The 19,544-nt window shown below is 62.8% G+C and carries 21 protein-coding genes; 10 read left to right on the top strand and 11 right to left on the bottom strand.

The annotated features are described in order from the left end of the window. Positions 1–12: 12 nt before the first annotated feature. A complete protein-coding gene (locus tag NKI88_RS01355) occupies positions 13–177 on the bottom strand; it encodes a hypothetical protein (protein ID WP_023669098.1) in 165 nt (54 codons plus the stop codon). 188 nt (positions 178–365) lie between these two features. Here NKI88_RS01355 and purL point away from each other — a divergent pair, with 188 nt between their 5' ends. The 3 genes from purL (at position 366) to NKI88_RS01340 (ending at position 3,451) form a co-directional block, all read left to right on the top strand. Continuing rightward, positions 366–2,597, top strand: coding sequence for a phosphoribosylformylglycinamidine synthase subunit PurL (gene purL, locus NKI88_RS01350; RefSeq protein WP_023743135.1), 2,232 nt, complete (start codon positions 366–368; stop codon positions 2,595–2,597). Further along, complete coding sequence (locus NKI88_RS01345; RefSeq protein WP_023669100.1) at positions 2,594–3,118, top strand: hypothetical protein; 525 nt, start codon at positions 2,594–2,596, stop codon at positions 3,116–3,118. The genes purL and NKI88_RS01345 overlap by 4 nt, the downstream gene beginning before the upstream one ends. Before the next feature lie 99 nt (positions 3,119–3,217). Next, positions 3,218–3,451, top strand: coding sequence for a BolA/IbaG family iron-sulfur metabolism protein (locus NKI88_RS01340; RefSeq protein WP_352653572.1), 234 nt, complete (start codon positions 3,218–3,220; stop codon positions 3,449–3,451). Positions 3,452–3,555: 104 nt separating this feature from the next. On the opposite strand, the gene NKI88_RS01335 is transcribed toward NKI88_RS01340, so the two are convergent. Continuing rightward, a complete protein-coding gene (locus tag NKI88_RS01335) occupies positions 3,556–4,227 on the bottom strand; it encodes a phosphodiester glycosidase family protein (RefSeq protein ID WP_352653571.1) in 672 nt (223 codons plus the stop codon). Between the two features lie 228 nt (positions 4,228–4,455). Between NKI88_RS01335 and grxD the strand changes: the two genes are divergently transcribed. Then, positions 4,456–4,791, top strand: coding sequence for a Grx4 family monothiol glutaredoxin (gene grxD, locus NKI88_RS01330; protein ID WP_023669102.1), 336 nt, complete (start codon positions 4,456–4,458; stop codon positions 4,789–4,791). A gap of 118 nt (positions 4,792–4,909) precedes the next feature. Next, complete coding sequence (locus tag NKI88_RS01325) at positions 4,910–6,178, top strand: multidrug effflux MFS transporter (protein ID WP_352653570.1); 1,269 nt, start codon at positions 4,910–4,912, stop codon at positions 6,176–6,178. Between the two features lie 57 nt (positions 6,179–6,235). On the opposite strand, the gene NKI88_RS01320 is transcribed toward NKI88_RS01325, so the two are convergent. From NKI88_RS01320 to rpsD, 4 genes are all read right to left on the bottom strand, one after another. Beyond that, positions 6,236–6,469, bottom strand: coding sequence for a UCP034077 family protein (locus NKI88_RS01320; protein WP_352624574.1), 234 nt, complete (start codon positions 6,467–6,469; stop codon positions 6,236–6,238). 249 nt (positions 6,470–6,718) lie between these two features. Then, positions 6,719–7,546 carry an inositol monophosphatase family protein gene (locus tag NKI88_RS01315; protein WP_023684879.1) on the bottom strand — a complete coding sequence of 276 codons (828 nt, stop codon included), beginning with the start codon at positions 7,544–7,546 and terminating at the stop codon, positions 6,719–6,721. Next, a complete protein-coding gene (gene ttcA / locus NKI88_RS01310; protein WP_352653569.1) occupies positions 7,536–8,423 on the bottom strand; it encodes a tRNA 2-thiocytidine(32) synthetase TtcA in 888 nt (295 codons plus the stop codon). The genes NKI88_RS01315 and ttcA overlap by 11 nt, the downstream gene beginning before the upstream one ends. A gap of 107 nt (positions 8,424–8,530) precedes the next feature. Next, a complete protein-coding gene (gene rpsD / locus NKI88_RS01305; protein WP_023669107.1) occupies positions 8,531–9,148 on the bottom strand; it encodes a 30S ribosomal protein S4 in 618 nt (205 codons plus the stop codon). Positions 9,149–9,534: 386 nt separating this feature from the next. Between rpsD and NKI88_RS01300 the strand changes: the two genes are divergently transcribed. Further along, complete coding sequence (locus NKI88_RS01300) at positions 9,535–9,732, top strand: hypothetical protein (RefSeq protein WP_352653568.1); 198 nt, start codon at positions 9,535–9,537, stop codon at positions 9,730–9,732. 82 nt (positions 9,733–9,814) lie between these two features. On the opposite strand, the gene NKI88_RS01295 is transcribed toward NKI88_RS01300, so the two are convergent. Then, positions 9,815–10,003: a DUF3008 family protein gene (locus NKI88_RS01295; RefSeq protein WP_023684876.1), complete on the bottom strand. Its 189-nt coding sequence runs from the start codon at positions 10,001–10,003 to the stop codon at positions 9,815–9,817. A 161-nt stretch (positions 10,004–10,164) separates the two neighbouring features. On the opposite strand from NKI88_RS01295, the gene NKI88_RS01290 reads away from it, so the two are divergent. Further along, entirely contained in the window at positions 10,165–11,547 is a 1,383-nt protein-coding gene (locus NKI88_RS01290) for an RNB domain-containing ribonuclease (protein WP_352653567.1), read from the top strand. An 84-nt stretch (positions 11,548–11,631) separates the two neighbouring features. On the opposite strand, the gene murI is transcribed toward NKI88_RS01290, so the two are convergent. The 3 genes from murI to NKI88_RS01275 all read right to left on the bottom strand — a co-directional run bounded on the left by murI (position 11,632) and on the right by NKI88_RS01275 (position 14,108). Then, a complete protein-coding gene (gene murI / locus NKI88_RS01285; protein WP_023684874.1) occupies positions 11,632–12,420 on the bottom strand; it encodes a glutamate racemase in 789 nt (262 codons plus the stop codon). Positions 12,421–12,569: 149 nt separating this feature from the next. After that, positions 12,570–13,178 (bottom strand): DUF805 domain-containing protein, encoded by a 609-nt coding sequence (locus tag NKI88_RS01280; RefSeq protein WP_352653566.1) that lies wholly within the window; start codon positions 13,176–13,178, stop codon positions 12,570–12,572. 81 nt (positions 13,179–13,259) lie between these two features. Then, on the bottom strand, positions 13,260–14,108 hold the full coding sequence (locus tag NKI88_RS01275; protein WP_352650353.1) for an RNA methyltransferase: 849 nt from the start codon (positions 14,106–14,108) through the stop codon (positions 13,260–13,262). Between the two features lie 210 nt (positions 14,109–14,318). Between NKI88_RS01275 and NKI88_RS01270 the strand changes: the two genes are divergently transcribed. The 3 genes from NKI88_RS01270 to NKI88_RS01260 are packed head-to-tail and all read left to right on the top strand — an operon-like array spanning position 14,319 to position 16,745. Then, positions 14,319–15,530, top strand: a complete 1,212-nt coding sequence (locus NKI88_RS01270; RefSeq protein ID WP_023669114.1) for an NADP-dependent isocitrate dehydrogenase — start codon at positions 14,319–14,321, stop codon at positions 15,528–15,530. A gap of 10 nt (positions 15,531–15,540) precedes the next feature. Further along, positions 15,541–16,155 carry a glutathione S-transferase family protein gene (locus NKI88_RS01265; RefSeq protein ID WP_023726929.1) on the top strand — a complete coding sequence of 205 codons (615 nt, stop codon included), beginning with the start codon at positions 15,541–15,543 and terminating at the stop codon, positions 16,153–16,155. 14 nt (positions 16,156–16,169) lie between these two features. Then, entirely contained in the window at positions 16,170–16,745 is a 576-nt protein-coding gene (locus NKI88_RS01260) for a demethoxyubiquinone hydroxylase family protein (protein ID WP_352653565.1), read from the top strand. A gap of 113 nt (positions 16,746–16,858) precedes the next feature. Here the strand turns inward: NKI88_RS01260 and alaS are convergent, their stop codons facing one another. Next, positions 16,859–19,525, bottom strand: a complete 2,667-nt coding sequence (gene alaS, locus NKI88_RS01255; RefSeq protein WP_352462414.1) for an alanine--tRNA ligase — start codon at positions 19,523–19,525, stop codon at positions 16,859–16,861. Positions 19,526–19,544: the final 19 nt, after the last annotated feature.

Below are 19,544 nucleotides of genomic sequence, written 5' to 3'. Positions count from 1 at the left end.
CCGATCTTAGGTTCAGCCCTCTGCCTTGAAGTTTTTGGCTTCCTTCGCGCCCTTGTCCTTGCCGTGCTTCTCGGCCAGGTCCTTGGCCTGCTTGGGCGAAACGTCGGTGGTCTCGGCAATATGCATGGCCTCCTTGTCGGAGAGGCGATTGTCTTTCTTGCCTTGCTTGGTGGCCATGTCGAAATCTCCTGATTGCTTTGAGGCCTAACGGCCGGGATGCCATAGCGTTCCCCAGCGGCTCCCCGCTACCATCGTCGCCCTGTGGTTTTCCGGCGTTTTTCGTCATCCAATGGGGTGTATCACGCCAAAGCTTGCGATATGAGGGGACTCAAATTCCCCTCTTCCATGGACATCAATCGCCGCCCATGACCATTTCCAATTCCGTGCCGATCACCCCGGAACTCATCGCCGCGCATGGGCTGAAGCCCGACGAATACCAGCGCATCCTCGACCTGGTCGGGCGCGAACCGAGCTTTACCGAACTCGGCATCTTCTCGGCGATGTGGAATGAGCACTGCTCCTACAAATCCTCGAAGAAATGGCTGCGCACGCTACCGACCACCGGGCCTCAGGTCATCCAGGGTCCGGGCGAGAATGCCGGCGTGGTCGATATCGGCGATGGCGACTGCGTCGTCTTCAAGATGGAGAGCCACAACCATCCCTCCTACATCGAGCCCTACCAGGGTGCGGCGACCGGCGTCGGCGGCATATTGCGCGATGTCTTCACCATGGGCGCGCGGCCGATTGCGGCGATGAATGCGCTGCGCTTCGGCGCACCCGACCATCCCAAGACCAGGCACCTGGTCAGCGGTGTGGTTTCCGGCGTTGGCGGCTACGGCAATGCGTTCGGCGTGCCGACGGTCGGCGGCGAGGTCAATTTCGACGCCCGCTACAACGGCAACATCCTGGTCAATGCCTTTGCCGCGGGCCTCGCCAAGACCGATGCGATCTTCCTGTCGGAAGCCAAGGGCGTCGGCCTGCCGGTCGTCTATCTCGGCGCCAAGACCGGCCGCGACGGCGTCGGCGGCGCCACCATGGCCTCGGCCGAGTTCGACGACAAGATCGACGAGAAGCGCCCGACCGTGCAGGTCGGCGATCCCTTCACCGAAAAATGCCTGCTCGAAGCCTGCCTTGAGCTGATGGCGTCCGGCGCCGTCATCGCCATCCAGGACATGGGTGCGGCCGGCCTCACCTGTTCGGCGGTCGAGATGGGCGCCAAGGGCGACCTCGGCATCGAGCTTCACCTCGACCAGGTGCCGGTGCGCGAAGAGCGCATGAGCGCCTATGAGATGATGCTGTCGGAGAGCCAGGAGCGCATGCTGATGGTGCTGCGCCCCGAAAAGGAAAAGGAAGCCGAGGCGATCTTCCACAAATGGGGCCTCGACTTCGCCATTGTCGGCAAGACCACCGACGATCTGCGCTTCCGCGTCATTCACCAGGGTGACGAGGTCGCCAACCTGCCGATCAAGGACCTTGGCGACAAGGCGCCGGAATATGACCGCCCCTGGGTCGAGCCGAAGAAGCCTGCAGCGCTTGCCGCCGGCGATGCTCCGAAGGCCGATGTCGCCGATGCGCTGTTGAAACTGCTCGGCGGGCCGGACCTGTCGTCGCGCCGGTGGGTGTGGGAGCAGTACGACACGCTGATCCAGGGCAATTCGCTGCAGCTTCCGGGCGGCGACGCCGGCGTTGTGCGCGTCGAAGGCCATCCGACCAAGGCGCTCGCCTTCTCCTCCGACGTGACGCCGCGCTATTGCGAGGCCGACCCGTATGAAGGCGGCAAGCAGGCTGTGGCCGAATGCTGGCGCAACCTTACCGCCACCGGCGCGCTGCCGCTGGCGGCGACGGACAACCTCAATTTCGGCAATCCGGAAAGGCCTGAGATCATGGGCCAATTGGTCGGCGCGGTGAAAGGCATTGGCGATGCCTGCCGCGCGCTCGGCTTCCCGATCGTGTCGGGCAATGTCTCGCTCTACAATGAAACCAACGGCCAGGGCATCCTGCCGACGCCGACCATCGGCGGCGTCGGGCTGATTGCCGACTGGTCGAAGATGACCCGTATCGGCTTTGCCGCCGAGGGCCAGATGATCCTGCTGGTCGGCGCACCCGCAAGCTGGGGCAGCCATCTCGGCCAGTCCGCCTATTTCAGGGACATCCATGGCCGTACCGACGGGCCGCCGCCATCCGTCGACCTCGCGCATGAAAAGCGCGTCGGCGACCATGTGCGCGCGCTGATCGCGTCGGGCGTCGTGACCGCGGCGCATGACCTTTCCGATGGCGGCTTGGCGATAGCCCTGGCCGAAATGGCGATGGCGTCCGGCATCGGCGCCACCATTCCGGGGCTCGCCGGCACCGACCCGATCCCGGTCTGGTTCGGCGAAGACCAGGGCCGCTACCTGCTGACGCTGTCCGTCGATCCGCAGAGCAAGGAATGGGACGCCATCCGCGAGGAACAGAGCAAGCTCGGCATCTTTGCGCCATGGATCGGCTCGACCGGTGGAAACGAACTGAAGCTCGGCGATGCCAGGGCGATCCCGGTCAGCGAATTGACCGCCGCCCACGAAGGCTGGTTCCCGAACTTCATGGACAAGTCCATTTGACCAGCCTGGCAGCCCGGACGCTGATCGCAGTCGTCTTCTGGCCGTCGCTGTTCTTCTTCTGGTTCCTCGGGCCGTTCGTCTTTTTCCTGCTGTCGACGACCTCGAGCGAGGTCTGTCCGCTGCTGGAAAGGCGTGACCAGTTCATTGAGGCGGCCAATGGCACACTGCAGATGCTGGCCTTGCAAAGTCTGATCTATGCGATCCCCATCGTCTGCCTGGTGCTGTGGAGCCGCCTTTTGCCGAACCCGGCGCGCGCAAGGCATGTCGCCACCTGCATCAAGCTCTTTGCCATTGCGGTCATTACCGGCGCGCTGTGGGAATACGGGTCATCGCTGATCTGCGACGGCTATGGCCAACCATTCTTTTCGCCCTTGTGGCAGATGACCAGCTATCTCCCGATTATCAACCTGGCGCTCAACATCCCGCTCTATGTCCTGGTGTTCAGCCTTGGCCGGGGGTTCTCGACCCGCGACGACATTACCGAAGATGGTGTGGTTCACCCCCGGCAGGATGGCCCTTAGACACTGCGTCGCCGACAGAACGGCTTCAACCCGGACCAGAAAGGCTTTAGGCTGCCGTCCGAGTCACTCGTGCCTAGCCGCCCAGAACAGGATTTTCCCATGGCAATGGATGCCCACGACATCGAAAAACTGATCAAGGACGGCATTCCGGACGCCAAGGTGACGATCCGCGACCTCGCCGGTGACGGCGATCACTATGCAGCCGAAGTGGTGGCCGAAAGCTTCCGCGGAAAGAGCCGCGTCCAGCAGCACCAAATGGTCTATGATGCGCTGAAGGGCAATATGGGCGGCGTGCTGCACGCGCTGGCCGTGCAGACCAGCGTGCCGGACTGAAGCCAGACTGGCCTACTGTTTCTGCGGCTGCTTCGCCGACACTGACGTGATCGGCTTCGCCGACACTGAGATGATCGGGCCCGCCGGGTATTTTCCGCCGACGATCATTCTTTTCCATCCGACAGCGCGGAGACCGCGCCGTCGAGGAACAGCGCGTTGCGGCATTGTAGCGCGTCGCGAAACAGCCGCGCAAAGCTGCCGAAACTGACCTCAGACCGCGAGATCGCCAGCAAAACGGTGTTTTCATCGCGCACGCCGACGCCGTTGCGGATGTAGCGCGAGGTTCCGTTCGGCTCGAAGCGTGGGTGAATCTTGCCATCGATCACCAGCATCGGGCCGGACTGCGTGGCGAAGGCAACATCGCGTTTGGTGACCGCATAGGCGTTGCTTTCCATGACAGCCGCCTTGCCGTCCTTGCCCACCAGAAAAACGCCGTTCGGTTTCAGGAAGAAATTGCCTTCGCCGTCGGCAAGATTGAGCCGTGACTTTTCGCTGCCGTCCTCGACCAGGAGCCCGACCGGCGACAAATCCTCGTGATACATGCCGCCATTCATGGCGAGCAGCACCGGCCTCCCCTCGCCCGCAACCGCCTTGTCGAAGGCTTCGAGCGAACCAAAAGGCTTGCCATCGGCGCCGGCGTGGAAAACACCGATGCTGTCGGCGCGAAGATCGATCTCGCAAACGACATAGGTCACCGCCTCGAAGGCGACATTCCGGCAAGGCGCGGGCAGGTCCCGCCAATGACCAGCGGCGGCGGCTCCGGGCGTCTCGGCCACCAGACAACGGCAATCGCCGCCAGCAGGATGGCGATCGGAAGGGCGGCGCCATATCGTCTTTTCATCATGTTCCGAAGGTTGCAATCGGCTCGGATGCTTGGCCCAAGACAGGCGATCCTTTGCGCCATTTCCGCGACGGCGGCGCAAACATCTTGTTTCGGCCCATCTATGGGTTTATTTGATGGCTATGCTTCGAGCCTGACTCCCACAGGCGTGAAAGGATATCTCATGAGCGGCATCAACGACTACATCGACAGCGAAGTGAAGGGCAACGACGTCGTCCTTTTCATGAAGGGCACGCCCGGTTTTCCGCAGTGCGGCTTTTCCGGCCAGGTCGTCCAGATCCTCGATTACATCGGCGCCGACTACAAGGGCGTCGACGTGCTGACCTCGGCCGAACTGCGCCAGGGCATCAAGGAATATTCGAACTGGCCGACGATCCCGCAGCTTTACGTCAAGGGCGAATTCGTCGGCGGCTGCGACATCATCCGCGAAATGTTCCAGGCGGGCGAGCTGCAGACGTTGCTCGTCGACAAGGGCGTCAGCGTCAAAGCGACAGCCTGATTCTGAGTTGAGACGGGGCAGCCCCGCCCCGGCAAAATGTTACCTCCCCCTATCGGAGTGAGGACGAACTTATGCGCCGGCATGCCGGCGCATATTCGTTTTGAAGATCGGACCCGCCGTGGACCAGCCAGCAAAAGCGCCGCAACAGGCACGCAAATTGCCTATTCCGCGCTGGGAATTCATCGCGCTGTGCGCGGCACTGATGGCGTTGAACTCGCTGGCCATCGACATCATGCTGCCGGCACTGCAGCAAATCGGCGCCACGCTCGGCGTCGAAAATGAAAACCACCGCCAATATGTGATCACCGCCTATATGCTCGGCTTCGGCGGCGGACAGCTTTTCTTCGGGCCGATTTCGGACCGGTTCGGACGCCGCGCGCCATTGGTCGCCGGGCTGGCGATCTATGTCGTGGCGGCCGCGGCCGCGGCCATCGCCCCGTCCTTCGCCATCCTGTTGCTGTGCCGGCTTGTGCAAGGCATCGGTGCTGCCGCCACACGCGTCATCGCCGTCTCGATTGTGCGCGATACGTTCGACGGCCGGCGCATGGCCGAGGTGATGTCGCTGATCTTCATGGTGTTCATGGCCATCCCGGTGATCGCGCCCGGGATCGGCCAGGTCATCATGCTGTTCGCAACCTGGCACTGGATCTTCGTCACCATGGCGGTCGGGGCGCTGATCGTGTCGGCGTGGTCGCTGCTGCGCCTGCCGGAGACTCTGCATCCCGAACATCGCCGGCCGTTGACTGTCTCTTCGGTGATCGACGGCTTCCGCATCGTGCTCACAAACCGCCTCACGCTCTGCTATGCTTTCGCCAGCACCTTCATCTTCGCCGCCATGTTCGGCTTCATCATCTCCGCGCAGCAGATCTATATCGACATCTTCCACGTCGGCGAGCTATTCCCGGTCATCTTCGCCGGCGTTGCGGGCGTGCTGGCCTTCTCGAACTACCTCAACTCGCGGCTGGTCGGACGGGTCGGCATGCGCCGGCTGTCGCAAGGCGCGCTGCTTCTGTTCCTGTGCATCAGCCTTGCCTGGCTGGTCGTCTCGCTGGAAATGGACATGCCGCTCTGGCTGTTCATCACCTTCTTTGCCTCTGCGATGCTGCCTTTCGGCGGGCTCGGCGCGAATTTCAACGCGCTCGCAATGGAGCCGCTCGGGCAATTGGCGGGCACGGCGTCGTCCATCCTGGGCTTCATGCAGACATTTCTCGGCGGCATTCTCGGTACGCTGATCGGCCAGGCCTTCAACGGCACGGTGACGCCGCTGGCCGCAGGGTTCTGCAGCGTCTCGGTTGCGGCCCTGCTGATGATCCTGATCGCCGAGCGCGGCAAGATGTTCCAGCCGCACAACCCACCCGTTTCAGGGCACGTCACCGACCTGCATTGAGCGACGCGCCTTGAGATTGTTGGTCTCAAAACCGCATCCACCTTTATGCGACGCGTTTCAGGATGCGCCGCCAATCACTGCCGTGAAACGAGGGAACAGCGGGCGCCCTGCGATGGCGCCACCCATGCTGTCCGACAGCGGCATCGGCAGAGCCTTGTCGAGCGCTTCGAGCACGGACGTGACGAAGACCCGGTTGAGCGCAGCATCGTCTCCCATATGCGAAAAGGTGGCGCGCGGTTTGCCCATCAGCGTGCCGTTTTTGCGAATTGAGAAACTCAGCGTCAGGGTCATGCCAGCACTTCCAGGCGGCGGCTGCCAAGGCAAAGATCGCGGAAAACATCTCGTCTATGGTATCGACGGGATCGCGACTGCCGCACGCGCGTTCCTGCGATCTTGCCTCAGTAGCGCCAGCGGCGGCCAAGGCAAGTGCAAGCGCCGTTGCAACAATTGCGGACCGATGTTTCATTTCGCGACTTCGCGAGAGATTGGACACTATAACAGAGCCAATATACTTGACGAAAGCCCTACCAGCAGTTGGACCTATTGCGCCCAGAGTTCCCTGCGCAACTCCTGCCAGCTTTCCTTGTCCGGGGCGACAAGAATGCCGCCGTCGATATGCGAGGGCAGATAGGCGCTGCCGTCGATCCGCGCGGTGTAGCCGCCGGCCTCGGCGTGGATCAGCACACCGACCAGATGGTCCCATGGCATCAGTTTGTTGTAGACGACGAAATGGGCATGGCCGCTGGCCAGAAGACGGTATTCATGTGCCGCGCAGCGATAGCCGAACTGCGACAGGGTCTTGGTCTGGTTGCGCGCCAGGAGCGAGCGTTGCGGTTCCGCCAGATATTGCCAGGAGACGGAGCCGGTCATCTGTGAGATCGGCACGGCATCGGCGACGTGCACCGTCTCCAGCGCGCCATGCGCATGGCGGATATGGCTGCCGGCGCCCTTGGCGCCGATCAGCCAGTCCCGGCCTACGGGGTCATGGATGATACCGGCGACGGTTTCGCCCTTGACGACGACGCTCAGCATGACGCCGAAGAGCGGCACGCCGGAGGCGAAGTTGAAGGTGCCGTCGACCGGGTCGACGACGAAGGCGAGGTCGGCATCACCGAGCCCCTGAAGCAGCGCCGGATTGTCGGAACAGGCTTCCTCGCCGACGATCATCGCCGTGGGATAGCGCTCGCGCAGCCTGGCCGTGATCAGCCGCTCGGCGTTGATGTCGGCCTCGGTCACCAGGTCGGCAGCCGAGGTCTTCTGTCTGATGTCGCCCTCGCCCAGCCGGCGAAAGCGTGGCATGATTTCGGCCCTGGCTGCATCGGCGAGAAGCTCGGCCAGCCAGTCGATCGCTTGGTCGTCAAATATCATCGGAAATGTCTTGTCCTGTGCTGAGGCTGCCATTGAGGGCGGCAAAGTCGAACAGCTTTCTATCGAGCAGATGCGACGGCCTGGTGTTGGACAGCGCGCGAAGCATCGTGTCCTTGCGGCCCGGCATGCGCTTTTCCATATCGTCCAGCATCGCCTTCATGGCGTTGCGCTGCAGGCCTTCCTGGCTGCCGCAGAGATCGCAGGGAATGATCGGGAATTTCATAGCGGCGGCGAATTTTTCCAGATCGACCTCGGCGCAGTAGCTCAGCGGCCGCAGCACCATGACGTCGCCGTCGTCGTTGAGCAGCTTTGGCGGCATGGCGGCAAGGCGGCCGCCATGGAACAGATTCATGAAGAAGGTTTCGAGAATGTCCTCGCGGTGGTGGCCGAGCACCAGCGCCGAACAGCCCTCCTCGCGCGCGATGCGATAGAGATGGCCGCGCCGCAGCCGCGAGCACAGCGAACAATAGGTGCTGCCCTGAGGCAGCTTGTCGGTGACCACCGAATAGGTGTCCTGATACTCGATGCGATGGGCGATGCCATGCGCATTGAGGTAATCGGGCAAAATGTGCTTCGGAAAGTTCGGCTGGCCCTGGTCGAGATTGCAGGCGAGCAGCTCGACCGGCAAAAGGCCGCGCCATTTGAGATCGAGCAGCACGGCGAGCAGGCCGTAGGAATCTTTGCCGCCGGACAAGGCCACCAGCCAGCGGTCGCCGGGCCTCGCCATGGCGAAATCCTCGACCGCCTGACGGGTTAACCGCAACAGCCGCTTACGCAGTTTGTTGAACTCGACCGATGACGGCACGTCGGCAAACAGCGGATGGAAGCCGCCTTCAGCAATCGGTTCAACTTTTTCGATGTCTGCCAGCATATTCATGGCTTGTCGCTTTCCATAGCCGAGAGTGCCGGATTAGCGGACATGGCCGACAAAGAAAAGGCCGCCTCGACGGGCGGCCCTTTCCGGTATCGCAGAAAAGCGATCGATCAGCGCGAATAGAATTCGACGACCAGGTTCGGCTCCATCTGCACGGCGAACGGAACGTCGGCCAGGCCGGGGATGCGCGAGAAGGTCGCGACCATCTTGTTGTGATCGACTTCGATATAGTCCGGCACGTCGCGCTCGGCGAGGCCGACCGCTTCCAGCACGATGACCAGCTGCTTCGACTTTTCGCGCACTTCGACGACGTCGCCCGGCTTGCAACGGTACGAGCCGATGTTGACGCGCTTGCCGTTGACGTTGACGTGGCCGTGGTTGACGAACTGGCGAGCCGCGAAAATGGTCGGCACGAACTTGGAGCGGTAGACGACCGCGTCGAGACGCGACTCGAGCAGGCCGATCAGGTTCTCGGAGGTGTCGCCCTTGCGGCGATCAGCCTCTTCATAGACCTTGCGGAACTGCTTTTCGGAGACATCACCATAGTGACCCTTCAGCTTCTGCTTGGCGCGCAGCTGCAGGCCGAAATCGGAAAGCTTGCCCTTGCGGCGCTGGCCGTGCTGGCCGGGGCCGTATTCACGCTTGTTGACCGGGGACTTCGGGCGGCCCCAGATGTTTTCGCCGAGACGGCGGTCGATCTTGTACTTCGCGGATTCGCGCTTGCTCATCGCATTCCCTTTCAAAACAAACCACCCGGAGCCTCATGGTCCGGGTGAAGGAAACGCGCCCTCCTCTGGCCTCCGTTTTCGAGGCCTGACAGGGTTTTCCCACGCAACGCGGCGGAAAACCCACGGGACACGTCAGTCTAGACAAAACCCAGGAAACGATAAACCTGCTTTCCCGGGTCTGCCATGCAAAAGAAACAACCGGGCATTGCGGCCCGGTGTTGGTGCGCTCGATAAACGGAGATTTGAGCAGAGTCAAGCGCGTCGCTGGCGCTGGGCCCGGCAACCATATCACGTCTTTGGCGTTGAGTGCCGTGCCGGATGCCGCGGGAGGTTGTTGCGCCGACGGCATTTAGGAATGGACTGGAGCCAAAGGAGCCCGAAGTCGCATGAAGAAGTTTTTCCTCTCGTTGGTCGGTGCAGCCGTCATGGCCGGGACGATGTCGATCGCGGTGCCCGAGCCAGCGATGGCCAAGCACTGGCAGGGCCACAAGCATCGTCAGACCTGCCATGTCGTGGTGAAGAAGGTCATCTGGCGGCATGGCCACAAGAAGGTCATCCGCTACAAGGTGAAGCGCTGCTGGTGACGACAGGAGTTTCGGGCTTGGCCTGAATCGAGAAGCCCGTGGTTTCGGCCACGGGCTTTGTTTATCGACTCGGTTCAAGGTTTCAGTCTGCCGATTTCTTCTCCGGCAGGCCTTTGCGCTTGGTCTCTGCGAATTCCTCGAGCTGCTTTTCGCTCATCGAATTGTACATCGACTTCGACGCGCCTTGAAGTTCGCTCTTCCTGGTCTCGCCGCGCTTGGCCGACAGGGCTGCGCCCGCGGCCTTTTGCTGTGCTTTTGAGGTTGCAGGCATATCGGCTTCTCCTTTGCTGCCAGAGGAAGAAACGTTGCGCTCCGGCGACGGTTCCAGCGCTGGCGGTCAACTTCCGTTCCGCGCTCATGCCTGCCCATGGTCGGCCGGCACTGCCGGCAAACCACCTTCCCGTGCCCGCAACGCCGGTGTAGGACGGCGCCATGAAATCGTTGAACGATCCCTCGCAGGCACTCGCCACCGGCCTCGCGAAAATCCGCACCGAGTTCCATGTGCCGGAGGGATTTCCCCCTGATGTAATGGCCATGGCACAGACGGCGGCCAGGCGCGTGCCCGACCAGCATGCCGACCGCACGGCGATGCCCTTCGTGACGCTCGATCCCGCGGCTTCCACCGATCTTGACCAAGCGTTTTCGATCGAAGCGAGCGGTAGCGACCTTCTGTTGCACTATGCGATTGCCGACGTAGCCTGGTTCGTCGCGGACGGCGACGCGGTGGATCGCGAAGCCTGGGCGCGGGGCGAAACCCTGTATTTGCCGGACGGCAAGGCCGGGCTCTATCCCCGGGTCATTGCCGAGGGCGCCGCGAGCTTGCTGCCCGGCGGTCCGCGTCCGGCTGTCATCTTCACGGTCCGGATCGCCGTCGACGGAGCGGTAAGGCTGGATGGCGCGGAGCGGGCAATCATTCAAAGCCGCGCCAAGCTCGCCTATGACAGCGTGCAGGCCGCCGACGTCCCAGTCGGCTTCGCCGAAATCGCGCGGCGCATGGCGGCGGCCGAAGACCGTCGCGGCGCTTCGCGCGTCGACCCGCCCGAGCAGGAGGTGGAACAGCTTGCCGATGGCACGTTCCAGCTTGCGTTCAGACCGCTGCTGCAATCCGAGCAAGACAACGCAGCACTTTCGCTGGCCGCCAACATGGCGATTGCCGACGCCATGCTGGCACACCGGACCGGCTTGTTCCGGGTGATGGCGCCGCCCGATGCTTCCAAAGTACAAAGACTGCGCAGCGCGGCACGGGCCTTAGGCCTGTCCTGGCCTCCTTCGACCAGCCTGCCCGACTATCAGCGAACCCTCGATCCGACCAACAGGCAACAGGCAGCGCTGATGCTGGAAATCCGCCGCGCCGGCTCCGGTGCGTCCTACCAACCCTATGAGGAAGGCGTTGTCCCCTGGCACGAGGCGATGGCCGCGACCTATGCCCACGCCACCGCGCCCCTGAGGCGGCTGGCCGATCGCTACGTCGTGCGCTGCGTGCTGGCCATCGCCAACGGCCAGCCGGTGCCGCAAGCCGTTACCGAGGCGTTTTCCAGACTGCCGAAGGTGATGGGCGGCGCAGGCGCCCGCGCCTCGCAGATCAACCACGCGGCCATCGACCTTGCCGAGTCGGTGATGCTGAGGGGGCGCATGGGTGAAACATTCAAGGCCGTCGTCACCGACGTCGGTGATCAGCGTGTGCGCGTTCAGCTCTCGGACATGCCTGTCGTTGCGAATGTGAAGGCCTCGGGGTTCAGGCAGGGCGATGGCCTGACGCTAAGGCTTGTTTCGGCCGATCCGGAGCGGCGCGTCATTGTCTTCGAACCTGTCTAAAGCGCGTCGGCGACGCGCTTTAGTTTTTTTGTTTTTATGCATGTCGTTGTCCCAAAACCGCTGCGCACTTTTGGGCGACATGCATTAGCGTGCGCTCAATCCAAAACCCTGCATCAGCCGGCTGATTGCGAAGTCCGCCTTTCCCGAGGTAAAGACGGCGATGTCGGGCTCGCTTTGCGGCAATGGCCCGTCGACAGCCGGAAGCAGCGACAGAGCGCGCCGCGCAATCGCCTCGGCCGGGTCGATCCAGTCGACCGGCCAGGGCGCCGTCTTGCGCATGCGATTGGCCAGGAACGGATAGTGCGTGCAGGCGAGCACGACGATGTCCGTGCGCAAATCGTCATGCTGGACAAAACACGGTGCGATCTCGGCACGCACGGCCTCCTCGTCGACAAAGCCCTCGCGCATGTAGGCCTCGGCCAGTCCGGCGAGATTGTTGCTGCCGACCAGCCGGACATGGCATTTCTGCGCCCATTTGCCGATCAGGTCGCGCGTGTACTGGCGCTTCACCGTGCCCGGCGTCGCCAGCACCGAGACCAGCCCGGACCGGGTGCGCTCGGCAGCCGGCTTGATTGCCGGCACCGTGCCGACAAAGGGATGGCCCGGGAACTTTTCCCGCAACGCATCGATCACCAGCGTCGAAGCGGTATTGCAGGCGACGACCGAAATTTCCGGATCAAAACGGTCGAGCAGCTTGGCGAAGAGCTCGACTATATGGGCCTGCAGCGCCGGCTCTTCCCAGGCGCCGTAGGGAAAGGCCTTGTCATCGGCGACGTAGACGAAGCGCCGGTCAGGCATCAGCACGCGCGCTTCGCGCAGCACGGTCAATCCGCCAACGCCGGAATCGAACATCAGGATCGGACGGTGGCTCATTGATATCGGACCATGAAAGAGGCTGGATCAGAAGGCTTGGCGGTCATTGGCCAATGCCGTTCTTCTATCTGCAACCATCATGGTCTTGAAGTGGCGAATGTCAGCAAGTTCTATGCAAAGCCGGCGAAGACGACCTTGCCTCGGTTGCTCTAGAGCCCGCGCTTGCCGAAGCCGGCGGGCCGCGGACGGCCCAGAGGCTGGGCGGACGGCACCGAGCGCGTGGCCGGTGTGGCGTTGCGCATGGAAGACTGTGTCGTGCTGCTGGCCGTCCGGCCGGATGCCGCAGGCATGGGCGTATCGCCATCGAAATCGAAAACCGATGTCAGTTCGTCGATATTGATGCCCGCCACCGGCTTAGCCACCAGAATCGTGCACCAAAGGCCAAAGATCGACAGCGCAAGCAGGTTCAAACCGCTGGACGTGCTTTCCGGATTGTTGAAATCGATGACCAGCAGCGTGCCTGCCTGCAGAAAGGCGTAGATGGCGCAGAACACGATGTAGGACCACAGGATCCAGGCTTTGCCGTTGGCGTCGCGGCTGCGTCGCCAGGCGATGTTGGCACGCATGACCACAGCCAGGAGGGAAACGATCAGAACCGCGCCTGCCATGCCTTGCCGCGATGGACCGGGCGCCGAGTTGACCAGCCCCTCAAAGCCGATCGTGCCAACGATGCACAGCGCAGCAAGAACGGCCTCGAGCAGGGCTACGCCGAGCGAATAGAAGAAGAAGCGCATACGGCCGATTTTGGACGTGAACATTTGCCACCCCACCGTTTTGACAACAATGGACGAGAGGCAAATAAAATTCGGTTACTTCAGCCGTTCGAAGCTTAGCGATTTCTAATCTTCTTTGTCTGCCTGGCGTTTTCGCGCAGCGGCCGGCAAACGCCTTGGATCGTCTCCCGGCGAGCCGTCACCGCGCGGCATGGCCGGCGAAAACCGGTCGAGCGACGAGATGATGCCACGCAGCACTTTCAGTTCCGGCTCGGCGAAACCGGCGCGCGTCAAGACGGCGCGCAGATTGTCGACCATCTTGGGTTTCTTGGGCGCCGGGCGGAAATAACCGCGCGCTTCGAGCGCGCCTTCGAGATAGGCAAACAGCCCGTGCAACTCTTCCTTGCTTGCCGGCTTCATTTCAGGGCTGGAGAAATTGGTCGCCGTCTCATCCTCCAGGCCGGATTTCATCCATTCATAGGACATCAACAGCACGGCCTGGGCGATGTTGAGCGACGAAAAGCCGGGATCGACCGGGAAGGTGACGATCTCGTCGGCCAGCCCGACCTCGTCATTGTAGAGCCCAAAACGCTCGCGGCCGAACAAGATGCCGGTGCGCAGGCCGGCTATCTGACGTGCCCTCAGCGCCCTGCCCGCCTCGACCGGACCACGCACGGGTTTGAAGCCGTCGCGCTCCCGCGCCGTGGTGGCGAAGACGAAGTTGAGGTCGGCGACGGCGGACGCCAAATCGCCGAACACTGTTACGGCATCGATGACATGGTCGGCGCGGCTGGCGGCGGCGCGCGCCTTCTCGCTCGGCCAGCCGTCACGCGGGTTGACCAGTCTCAGTTCGGCAAGGCCGAAATTGGCCATGGCGCGCGCGACCATGCCGATATTCTCGCCGAGCTGCGGCTCGACCAGGATGATCGCCGGCCCGGCGGCGGATTCGTTTTCAGGATGATTGACGGCGGACATGATCTCAATGAACTGCGGTTTGCGGCATTTCAGCGTTCCCTGCCACATCCGCTTGGCAAAATGAAGCTTTTGCAAAACACCGGTCGGACGACCCATTCTGCACGGATCGTCGTTTGCGCGGCCAAATAGGCTTTGATATACGCTCCGCATACCCGGCCGAAGCCATGCGGGCGAGGCCGTTTTGTTCCCCAAAAGCGAGGCATTCTTTTCATGGCGAAGATCAAGGTGGCGAACCCGGTCGTCGAGCTCGACGGCGACGAGATGACCCGCATCATCTGGCAGTTCATCAAGGACAAGCTGATCCACCCTTATCTCGACCTGAAGCTCGAATATTACGACCTCGGCGTCGAGCACCGCGACGCCACCAACGACCAGGTGACCATCGATTCGGCCAATGCCATCAAGAAATGGGGCGTCGGTGTGAAATGCGCGACGATCACGCCCGACGAGCAGCGCGTCGAGGAATTCAAGCTGAAGAAGATGTGGAAGTCGCCCAACGGCACCATCCGTAACATTCTCGGCGGTACCATTTTCCGCGAACCGATCATCATGAAGAACGTGCCGCGTCTCGTGCCGGGATGGACCAAGCCGATCATCGTCGGCCGTCATGCCTTCGGCGACCAGTATCGCGCCACCGACTTCCGCTTCCCCGGCAAGGGCAAGCTGACCATCAAGTTCGTCGGCGAGGACGGCAAGGTGATCGAGCACGACGTGTACGACGCACCCGGCGCCGGTGTTGCCATGGCGATGTACAATCTCGACGACTCCATCCGCGAATTCGCCCGCGCCTCGCTGAATTACGGCCTGCTGCGCAATTATCCGGTTTATCTCTCGACCAAGAACACCATCCTCAAAGCCTATGATGGCCGCTTCAAGGACATTTTCCAGGAGGTCTACGAGGCTGAATTCGAGGCCGAGTTCAAGGCGAAGAAGCTGTGGTACGAGCACCGGCTGATCGACGACATGGTGGCCTCCGCCCTGAAATGGTCTGGCGGCTACGTCTGGGCCTGCAAGAATTATGACGGCGACGTCCAGTCCGACACGGTGGCGCAAGGTTTTGGCTCGCTTGGCCTGATGACCTCCGTGCTGATGACGCCGGACGGCAAGACGGTGGAAGCGGAGGCCGCGCACGGCACCGTGACGCGCCACTATCGCCAGCACCAGAAGGGCGAGGAAACCTCGACCAATTCGATCGCCTCGATCTTCGCCTGGACGCGCGGCCTCGCCCACCGCGCCAAGCTCGACGATAATGCCGAGTTGAAGCGATTTGCCGACACGCTGGAGAAGGTCTGCATCCAGACGGTTGAGAGCGGCTTCATGACCAAGGACCTGTCGCTCTTGATCGGTCCCGACCAACCATGGCTGTCGACCACCGGCTTCCTCGACAAGATCGACGAGAATTTGCAGAAGGCGATGGCGTAAGCCGGCAGCCATGGCCAAGCCGGTCGTCTACGGGGCGGACTACAGCGTCTATGTGCGCATCGTCCGCCTCGTGCTGGCGGAAAAAGGCATCGACTACGACCTTGTGCCGGTCGATGTCTTTGCCGCCGAGGGCACTCCCGCCTGGTACTTCGAGCATCACCCTTTCGGCCGCATTCCGGCCTTCGAGCACGGCGGGTTTCGCCTGTTCGAAACCAGCGCAATCGCCCGCTATGTCGACGAGGCGTTCGACGGCCCGGCACTGCAGCCAAAAGACGCCCGCACCCGCGCAACGATGAACCAGATCATCGGCATGCTCGACGCCTATGCCTACAGATCGATGGTCTGGGACGTCGCCGTCGAGCGGCTTGAGAAGGAAGCGCCAGACGAGGCACTGGTCGCCAACGGGCTGCGCCAGGCGGAAACGGTGCTGCGGGTGCTCACCGCACTCAAGCCTCCCGGGCCGTGGCTGCTCGGCGACCAGCTGACGCTGGTCGACCTGCATGCGGCATCCATCATCGCCTATTTCGTCAAGGTCGCCGACGGGCAAAAGCTGCTTGCGGCGTTCGCCGACATCCAGGCCTGGTGGGACGGCATCGCAAAACGTCCGAGCCTGGCGGCGGGCTGATATGGGTTCGGGCCATGGCTGACCCATCTCGCCAGGACGCGCTCACCATCGCCAGAATTGTCAGGGTCAACCACGCCGGTGAGTTCGGTGCGATCAGGATCTATTCGGCGCAGATTCTTGTCGCCAGGCGCTTCTGGCCGGATTGCGTGCCATCCTTGTCGGAGATGCTCGGGCACGAGCGCACGCATTGCGCCGCCTTCCGTGCCGCCATGCCGGCGCGGGGCGCGACCGTGCCGGGTGATGCAATTCTGGAGCTGGGGTGGCTGGCTGCTGTGACCGCCCTGATTGGTCCGCAAGGCATCTGGGCCTGCACGGCGGCTGTTGAAGCGGCGGTGCACCGCCATCTGGATGATCAGCTGTTTTTTCTCGCCAACCGCGACCACGACTTGCACGGCATCATCCTGGCGATCCGCGAGGAAGAGCTCGCCCATCTTCATCACGCCGAAGAGCAGCTGAAATCGCCCGGCCCGGCGCTGAACTTTTTACGGTCGCTGATTTCGATGGCCGCGGACGTGCTGATCTGGCTGTCCACCTGGGGCGATTCCAGCAGAATGACGCGCCCCCTGAAGGCGGCGAAAAGAACTAGCTAGACGGACCGTCTAAGAGCTGATTGCCGGCTTGCCACTATCAGCCACAGAATGGCAAGCACGGCGGCGAAGGCCGGAAAGCCGCACACAAAACCAGATCAGGCATAGGGTGGCTTTCAGGCCGCCTCCAGCGCCGCCCTCACCGCGGCGATCGCATCATTGGCCTTGGAGGCGTCCGGGCCGCCGGCTTGCGCCATGTCGGGCCGTCCGCCACCGCCCTGCCCGCCCAATGCGGCCGAGGCAACGCGCACAAGATCGACAGCGCTGAAGCGGCCGACGAGATCGTCCGTCACGGCGACCACGACGCTTGCCTTGTTGTCTTCGCCCGCACCGACGAAGACGACGACGCCTGAGCCGAGCGAAGTCTTGCCGGCATCGGCCAGCGGCTTCAAATCCTTCGGCGACACGCCGGAAACCGCTTTGCCGAGGAAGCCGATACCGGCGACGGTTTCGGTGGTGGCCGGAGCATCGGCCGCGGCACCACCGCCCAGCGCCAGTTTCTTGCGCGCTTCGCTCAGCTCCTTCTCGAGCTTCTTGCGCTCCTCGAGCAGCGTCTCGACACGCGCCGGCACGTCGGCCGGCGAGATCTTCAGCACAGCGGCCGTCGCCTTCAGGCGTCTGTCCTGCTCGTCGAGATATTTTCGTGCGGCTTCGCCGGTCAGCGCCTCGATGCGGCGCACGCCGGCGGCGACTGCGCTGTCGGAGACGACACGGACCAGGCCGATATCGCCGGTCGCCCGGACATGGGTGCCGCCACAAAGTTCGACGGAATAGGGTCTATTGGCCTTGGCGCCATGCACGCCGGTGCCCATCGAGACGACACGCACCTCGTCGCCGTATTTTTCGCCGAATAGCGCCATGGCGCCTTCGGCGATGGCGTCGTCGACCGACATCAGCCGCGTCGTCACCGGGCTGTTCTGGACGACGATTTCGTTGGCCATGCGCTCGACCTCTTCGAGATCTTCGGCCGAGATCGGCTTGTTGTGCGAGATGTCGAAGCGCAGGCGCTCGGGCGCGACCAGCGAACCTTTCTGCGCGACATGGGTGCCCAGCACCTCGCGCAGCGCCTCATGGATCAGATGCGTTGCCGAATGGTTGGCACGCAGCCGGGTGCGGCGCGCATGGTCAACTTTCAGCTCGACGGCTGCACCTGGCTTGACCGTGCCGTTCGTCACCTTGCCCAGATGCACGAACAGGCCGTCGGCCTTTTTCTGCGTGTCGGAAACCTCGATCGAGAAACCTTCGCCGGAGATGATGCCGGTGTCGCCCATCTGGCCGCCCGACTCGCCATAGAACGGCGTCTGGTTGACGACCACCGCCACCGCGTCGCCCTTGCCGGCGCTATCGACTGTCTTGCCGTCCTTGACCAGGGCCTGGATGAGGCCTTCCGCCTGTTCGGTCTCGTAGCCGAGGAATTCGGTGGCGCCGGCCTTCTCGCGTACAGAAAACCAGATGGTCTCGGTGGCCGCGTCGCCGGAGCCAGCCCAATGCTTGCGCGCTTCGGCCTTCTGCTGCTCCATCGCATGGGTGAAGCCGGCAAGGTCGACCGAGATGTTGCGCTGGCGCAGTGCGTCCTGCGTCAGATCGAGCGGGAAGCCGTACGTGTCATAGAGCTTGAACGCCGTCTCGCCATCCAGCATATCGCCGGCGTGCAGCGTATCCGTCGCCTCCGAGAGCAGGCCGAGGCCGCGCACCAGCGTCTTGCGGAACCTGGTCTCCTCGAGCTTCAGCGTCTCGGTAATCAGCTGTTCGCCGCGCAGCAGTTCGGGATAGGCCTGGCCCATCTCACGCACTAGCGCCGGCACCACCTTCCACATCAACGGCTCCTTGGCGCCGAGCAACTGCGCATGGCGCATGGCGCGGCGCATGATGCGGCGCAGCACATAGCCGCGGCCTTCGTTCGACGGCAGCACGCCGTCGGCAACCAGGAAAGAGGACGAGCGCAGATGATCGGCAATGACGCGGAAGGAGGCGACCGTCTCCTTGTCGGGTCCCTGCCCGAGCGCTGACGAGGCCGCATCGATCAGATGACGGAACAGGTCGGTCTCGAAGACGCTCTCCACCCCTTGCAGGATGGAGGCCATGCGCTCCAGGCCCATGCCGGTGTCGATCGACGGCCGCGGCAGGTCGATGCGCTCATCCTTGGTGACCTGCTCATATTGCATGAACACCAGGTTCCAGAATTCAAGGAAGCGGTCGCCGTCCTCCTCCGGGCTGCCGGGAGGGCCGCCCCAGATGTGCTCGCCACGGTCGATGAAGATTTCCGAGCACGGCCCGCACGGTCCGGTGTCGCCCATAGCCCAGAAATTGTCGGAGGTCGGGATGCGGATGATGCGGTCATCGGAGAAACCGGCGATCTTCTTCCAGAAGCCGGCCGCCTCGTCATCGGTGTGATAGACGGTGACCAGCAGCTTGTCCTTGTTCAGCCCGAACTCCTTGGTGATCAGGTTCCAGGCCAGTTCGATGGCGCGCTCCTTGAAATAGTCGCCGAAGGAGAAATTGCCGAGCATTTCGAAGAAGGTCAGATGGCGCGCGGTGTAGCCGACATTGTCGAGGTCGTTGTGCTTGCCGCCGGCGCGCACGCTTTTCTGCGCAGTGGTGGCGCGCGAATAGGACCGCTTCTCCAGGCCGGTGAAGACGTTCTTGAACTGCACCATGCCGGCATTGGTGAACATCAGCGTCGGGTCGTTGCGCGGCACCAGCGGGCTCGAGGCCACGACCTCGTGGCCCTCCTTGCGGAAATAGTCGAGGAATGTCGACCGGATCTCGTTCACGCCACTCATGAGTGCTGCCTTTTCGCGA

It is taken from the genome of Mesorhizobium sp. M0317, assembly GCF_040321555.1.
GTDB lineage: Bacteria > Pseudomonadota > Alphaproteobacteria > Rhizobiales > Rhizobiaceae > Mesorhizobium.
The sequence above is the reverse complement of the archived record's forward strand: the minus strand, read 5'-3'. Positions and strand labels throughout refer to the sequence as shown.

Bases quoted from the DNA above. Each gene is read 5' to 3' on its own strand.
- NKI88_RS01355 (WP_023669098.1), bottom strand. From the start codon at position 177: ATGGCCACCAAGCAAGGCAAGAAAGACAATCGCCTCTCCGACAAGGAG.
- purL (WP_023743135.1), top strand. From the start codon at position 366: ATGACCATTTCCAATTCCGTGCCGATCACCCCGGAACTCATCGCCGCG.
- NKI88_RS01340 (WP_352653572.1), top strand. From the start codon at position 3,218: ATGGCAATGGATGCCCACGACATCGAAAAACTGATCAAGGACGGCATT.
- grxD (WP_023669102.1), top strand. From the start codon at position 4,456: ATGAGCGGCATCAACGACTACATCGACAGCGAAGTGAAGGGCAACGAC.
- NKI88_RS01320 (WP_352624574.1), bottom strand. From the start codon at position 6,469: ATGACCCTGACGCTGAGTTTCTCAATTCGCAAAAACGGCACGCTGATG.
- NKI88_RS01315 (WP_023684879.1), bottom strand. From the start codon at position 7,546: ATGATATTTGACGACCAAGCGATCGACTGGCTGGCCGAGCTTCTCGCC.
- ttcA (WP_352653569.1), bottom strand. From the start codon at position 8,423: ATGAATATGCTGGCAGACATCGAAAAAGTTGAACCGATTGCTGAAGGC.
- rpsD (WP_023669107.1), bottom strand. From the start codon at position 9,148: ATGAGCAAGCGCGAATCCGCGAAGTACAAGATCGACCGCCGTCTCGGC.
- NKI88_RS01300 (WP_352653568.1), top strand. From the start codon at position 9,535: ATGAAGAAGTTTTTCCTCTCGTTGGTCGGTGCAGCCGTCATGGCCGGG.
- NKI88_RS01295 (WP_023684876.1), bottom strand. From the start codon at position 10,003: ATGCCTGCAACCTCAAAAGCACAGCAAAAGGCCGCGGGCGCAGCCCTG.
- NKI88_RS01290 (WP_352653567.1), top strand. From the start codon at position 10,165: ATGAAATCGTTGAACGATCCCTCGCAGGCACTCGCCACCGGCCTCGCG.
- murI (WP_023684874.1), bottom strand. From the start codon at position 12,420: ATGAGCCACCGTCCGATCCTGATGTTCGATTCCGGCGTTGGCGGATTG.
- NKI88_RS01280 (WP_352653566.1), bottom strand. From the start codon at position 13,178: ATGTTCACGTCCAAAATCGGCCGTATGCGCTTCTTCTTCTATTCGCTC.
- NKI88_RS01275 (WP_352650353.1), bottom strand. From the start codon at position 14,108: ATGTCCGCCGTCAATCATCCTGAAAACGAATCCGCCGCCGGGCCGGCG.
- NKI88_RS01270 (WP_023669114.1), top strand. From the start codon at position 14,319: ATGGCGAAGATCAAGGTGGCGAACCCGGTCGTCGAGCTCGACGGCGAC.
- NKI88_RS01265 (WP_023726929.1), top strand. From the start codon at position 15,541: ATGGCCAAGCCGGTCGTCTACGGGGCGGACTACAGCGTCTATGTGCGC.
- NKI88_RS01260 (WP_352653565.1), top strand. From the start codon at position 16,170: ATGGCTGACCCATCTCGCCAGGACGCGCTCACCATCGCCAGAATTGTC.
- alaS (WP_352462414.1), bottom strand. From the start codon at position 19,525: ATGAGTGGCGTGAACGAGATCCGGTCGACATTCCTCGACTATTTCCGC.